This is a genomic window from Edaphobacter aggregans DSM 19364 (assembly GCF_000745965.1).
GTDB classification, from domain to species: Bacteria; Acidobacteriota; Terriglobia; order Terriglobales; family Acidobacteriaceae; genus Edaphobacter; species Edaphobacter aggregans.
Genome location: NZ_JQKI01000257.1, coordinates 1 through 4,211, shown reverse-complemented (window position 1 = coordinate 4,211; position 4,211 = coordinate 1). Strand labels below are relative to the sequence as shown.

At 58.3% G+C, this 4,211-nt stretch carries 1 protein-coding gene; it reads left to right on the top strand.

All coding sequences use genetic code 11. From position 1 onward, the window contains the following. Positions 1-459 precede the first annotated feature (459 nt). The gene (locus Q363_RS37110) at positions 460-3,717 is read left to right on the top strand and encodes a serine/threonine-protein kinase (protein ID WP_051979584.1); all 3,258 of its coding nucleotides are present in this window, start codon (positions 460-462) and stop codon (positions 3,715-3,717) included. Positions 3,718-4,211: the final 494 nt, after the last annotated feature.

Genomic DNA, 4,211 nt, shown 5'->3' with positions numbered 1-4,211 from the left:
CGGGCTGAGCGACGGAGGCAACTCCCGAGGCTCCCTTCGGTTTGTTTCGGGACTGGCAGAGAACATAAACTCAATCTTCTGTGCGGACTCTTTGGAGTCTCAGACAGCAAATGGATGTCCGGTTCTGCAGAGAGCAGGAACCACCAGCCGAGAGGCACTGTTGCGTAACGGCAGATTCTGATCAAACCGATAGCGCGCTCTCCTGAGCGCGCCCAGAAAATCCTGTGCTTTTCTGTTGACAAAAACTTACATGGATGCCCGTCATCCGCCCAGAATCGATGCCAGTGCGGAGATCACTTACTGTAAGCCGACTTCCTTTTTTATTAATCGTGAAGTCTCGTTTCGATTACTTCGAAGGTACGCTCCAGCCGATTCAGCAAGGCCTAGTCGTAATTAGCCGCCTGGGCTGTCGCATTGACCTCCATCCCCACCCGGCCTAACATTCCGGCGATGTCTCGTTTGTTCACCAGCATCGGGCAAACCCTGGGGCACTACCGCCTCATCGAGCAGATTGGTGCTGGAGGAATGGGTGTCGTCTATCGCGCTCGCGATGAGCAACTGGAGCGAGATGTTGCCCTCAAAGTCCTTCCCGCCGGCATGTTGGCCGAAGAGATTGCTCGCAAACGTTTCCGCAAAGAGGGCTTGGCGCTCGCGAAGTTGAACCACCCCAATATTGCCACGGTACATGAATTTGGCAGCCAGAATGAGATTGACTTCTTGGTTACGGAATACATTCCGGGCGTCACCCTGGACAGCAGGCTGGCGCTCGGTGCGCTCCCTACCAAAGAAGTTCTCAGCCTGGGAACGCAACTGGCGCAGGGGCTCTCCGCTGCACACGAGCAAGGCATCGTGCATCGCGACCTGAAGCCCCCAAACCTGCGTCTCACTCCCGATAGACGGCTCAAGATTCTCGACTTCGGCCTGGCGCAACTGATACCGCTTGGCAGCGATCGCGGCCTCACGGCCACACTGACTCAACTGCACGAGGTCATAGGGACTCTCCCTTATATGTCTCCGGAGCAGTTGCGGGGAGAAATGAGCGATGCGCGCAGCGATATTTGGGCCGCTGGCGTTGTGCTCTACGAAATGGCAACCGGAAGGCGGCCATTTCCTGAAATGAATAGTTCAATATTGATCGATGCAATTTTGAACCGCGAGCCACAATCCCCCAGCAAGATCAACCGGCAGGTCTCGGTGGGATTGGAAAACGTAATTCTGAAGGCGCTCGACAAGGATCCAGACCGGCGCTATCAGTCCGCGCGCGAATTGCGCATTGATCTCGAACGGTTGAGCACGGGCCTCGCCCCCATTTTCTCGCCACCAAAGAAGCGAGTGCTGGCGTGGGCTCTCGCTGGAGGGAGTGCTTTCCTGCTCTTGTCATTCGGGCTAAACGTTGTTGGAATTCGAGATCGCGTACTCCACCGCGGTCCGCAAACCAGCAGTCCCGTAGGCATCAAGCCACGGCGCACCGTTGCTGTCCTCAGCTTCCCAAACGTATCCGGCAAACCCGATGAGGCTTGGATCTCCACCGCTTTGGGAGATATGCTGACCACGGAACTGGCTGCCGGCGGACAACTGCGCGCCATCCCGGGCGAGAACGTCGCCCGCATGAGGCTCGACCTATCACTCCCGGAGGGCAGGAGCTACAGTCGCGATACATTGGCTCGCATCCACAATCACCTCGGCAGTGATCTCGTCGTCCTCGGTTCTTATGTGGCGCTGGGAAGAGAAAATGGAGGGAAAATCCGGGTTGACTTGCAACTGCAAGACGCCGCTGCTGGCGAGACCATCGCAGTGCTCTCGGAAAATGGCACCGAAGGGGAACTGCTCGATGTGGTCTCGCGCATGGGAGCACGCTTGCGGGAAAAACTTGGCCTGGGCGCGATTTCGAAAGCAGAAGCTTCTGGGGTCCGCGCTTCCGTTCCTTCCAATTCGGAGTCTGCCCGTCTCTACGCGGAGGGACTTGCCAAGCTTCGTGTGTTTGATGCCACGGCCGCTCGTGGCCTTTTGGAAAAATCCATCGCCGCCGATCCCAACTTTGCCCTCGCTCACGCCTCACTGTCGGATGCGTGGTCTCGCCTAGGATATGACGAGAAAACCCGGGAAGAAGCAAAGCATGCATTTGAGCTTTCCGAAAGTCTCTCGCGGGAAGAACGGCTGTCCGTGGAGGCCCGATACCGCGAAGTCACCCGCGATTGGCCGAAAGCTATCGAGATCTATCAGAGTTTGTGGAATTTCTTCCCTGACAATCTCGACTACGGGCTGCGCCTGGCGGGCGCGCAAAGGTCTGCAAGCCAATCCAAAGATGCTCTTCAGACCGTGGAACGTCTGCGCAAGATGCCCGCGCCCGAACGTGATGATGCTCGAATCGACCTCACAGAAGCCGGGGCGGCAGAAGTGCTCGGCGACTTCAAGTTGGAGCAGCAAGCAGCCGGGCGCGCGGCGCAAAAGGGACTGGTATTGGGTGCGCAGCTCGTGCTTGCCGAGGCACGCGCCCGCGAAGGGTGGGCTGCAGAACGGCTGGGTCAGCCCGACAAAGCTGCGGCAGCGTTTGCTGAAGCCGAGCATCTCTATTCTCAGGGAGGCGATCGCCACGGCGCAGCCGCCACCCGGCAACTGTCGGGGGACGCGCTCTACGACCGCGGCGATTTCGCCAGCGCGCGCCAGAACTATCAGCAGGCGCTGGCCGTCTATCGTCAGATCGGCGCTCAGAAAAGCATTGCCTCGGCACTCAACGCACTGGGAAATGTCGAGACTAACTTGGGGCAGCTGAACGACGCCAAGAGTCACTACGAGCAGACACTCGCCATCGCCCAGGAGATTGGCGCCAAAAATACCGCTGCCGGGGCGCTCGGCAATATTGCAAATGTCCTCGACAACCTAGGTCTTCTTGAAGAAGCGAGGAAAAAGCAGGAAGAGGGTCTACAAGCTTTCCGCGAAGTCGGTAACAAACGCGGCGAGGGTTCCACTCTCAGCAATCTGGCGAACCTGCTGAGCGAGTTAGGTGAACTCGAAGCCGCTAAGCAGAGATACCACGAGGCCCTGAAGATCGTAGACCAGACTGGCTACCGGCGTGGCCGAGGTTATATTCTCCAGGGACTCGCAGACGTTCTGCTGTCTCAGGACCAACTTGAAGCCGCCAGCAAGGCCGCAGAAGAAGCTCAGAACATTCGAAGAGACTTGAGGGAAGATAGCAACCTGGCCATCAGCAATATGCAAATGGCGGTAATCCGTCTCGAACAGGGCCGCCTGACGGAACCGGAACCGCTGGTGCTCGCCGCCATTGATACCTTCGAGCACGCAAAACTGACGGAGTTCGGTGCAGCCGCCCACGCCGTCCTCACCCGCATTCTCCTGGCTCAGGGCAAAGTCAACGATGCCCAGGGCGCGGCTCAGCGGGCGCTCACTCTTTCCCGGCGGACCGGAAATCGCCCTCCGCATTTCGACGCCGCGCTTGCCGGTGCTCGGGTAAGGGCTGCAACCGGCAAAGCAAACGAAGCGCTACAGGATCTGCGGGCTATGCTCGCGGAAGCGACTAAGTTCGGGTACCTGCCGTACCAATTCGAAGCGCGCTTGGCGATAGGTGAAATCGAAATGCAATCTGGCAAGTCTTCTACCGCTCGCCCGCATCTAGAGGCCCTGGAGAGGGACGCACGGGCCAAAGCCTTTCTTCTCATCGCCCGCAAGGCCGCGGCTGCAGCAAAGATTTCAAGTTGACGGTCTATGGTGAGGGCCTCGACGGTCTGAAGTCAGGCAACCCGGACTAATGCCTCCGGATTGGTCCCGATAAAAGCCCTTGTCGTCGCTTTACTCCGGGATGGGTCGGCAAATAGGACGCACTCCTGTCGTGGATTTTCAGTACCTACAGGGCCCGCAAAGCTGGAACGAACATCGTCCGCAACCGCAATTGCAGGCTAAGAAGCTGCTTTTCGGTCAAGCGATTGTTGGGCGTGGCCAGGAAAACGCAATTCGAGCCAGCACCGGACAGTTTCCGGGTGGTCGGCAAACCTTCCCTAATCGATAAGGTAAGGTTTGCCCGTCACTCGGCCCCAATCCCGAGGGGACTCGCAGCGCGGGCCACGGCACCCGGTGGAACTCTCGTGAATGGGATCATGACATTCGCAATAGCGGGCACGTTGCATGGTCAAGTAACTCACGCGAGCCGCCTGCAATTGACCGTCGCTCAGCCACGACTTACCATTCGTCGAGAT